The sequence below is a fragment of the Sphingobium tyrosinilyticum genome (assembly GCF_042654265.1).
Taxonomy (GTDB): Bacteria; Pseudomonadota; Alphaproteobacteria; order Sphingomonadales; family Sphingomonadaceae; genus Sphingobium; species Sphingobium tyrosinilyticum.
In genome coordinates this window covers 1-513 of record NZ_JBHSFZ010000051.1, presented here as the reverse complement: position 1 = coordinate 513, position 513 = coordinate 1, and the positions used below count along the sequence as shown (strand labels likewise).

The following is a 513-nucleotide window of genomic DNA, read 5'->3' as shown; positions in this document are numbered from 1 at the left end:
CCGCTGACCCGTTCCAGCTATCATGCGGGCAAGGACTTTGCGGAGATGCGTGCGGCGCGTGAGGCGCAACTGGCCAAGGCGGCACGCTGAACCAATGCCCCAACACGAGTATCTCTCTCCTTCGCTTAATATCGATTGTTGAACATGAGCATCTCAGTTCAAGTTCGCTTGCAGTCATGCAATATGTTGAAGCCAACATCGGCCATTTCGCTCGGCCGTAAGGTGGATCATCATTGGTTTCGAACCAGCTCCATCTGCCGCCGGCCTCGCTGGCCCAACGAGGAGGAATAGAAGTGAGCTACTTAGTCGAACCGCAGCAGGTCAACATTGTTTACGAGACGGATGAGCCGGTCACCTATGAGGTGATCGACAATGTCGCATGGATCATGATGAACCGTCCGGGCTTCAACAACGCCCAGAACGGCCAGATGACCTATGCGCTCGACGACGCCTTTGTGAAGGCGACGAACGATGACGATGTGCGCGCGATCGTGCTGGGCGGCAACGGCAAGC

Annotated in this window: 1 protein-coding gene; it reads left to right on the top strand. The window is 56.3% G+C overall.

The window, feature by feature from the left end; translation table 11 throughout:
* Positions 1–293 precede the first annotated feature (293 nt).
* A partial coding sequence (locus ACFO3E_RS15815) for an enoyl-CoA hydratase-related protein (protein ID WP_380806052.1) occupies positions 294–513 on the top strand: 220 nt, incomplete at its 3' end.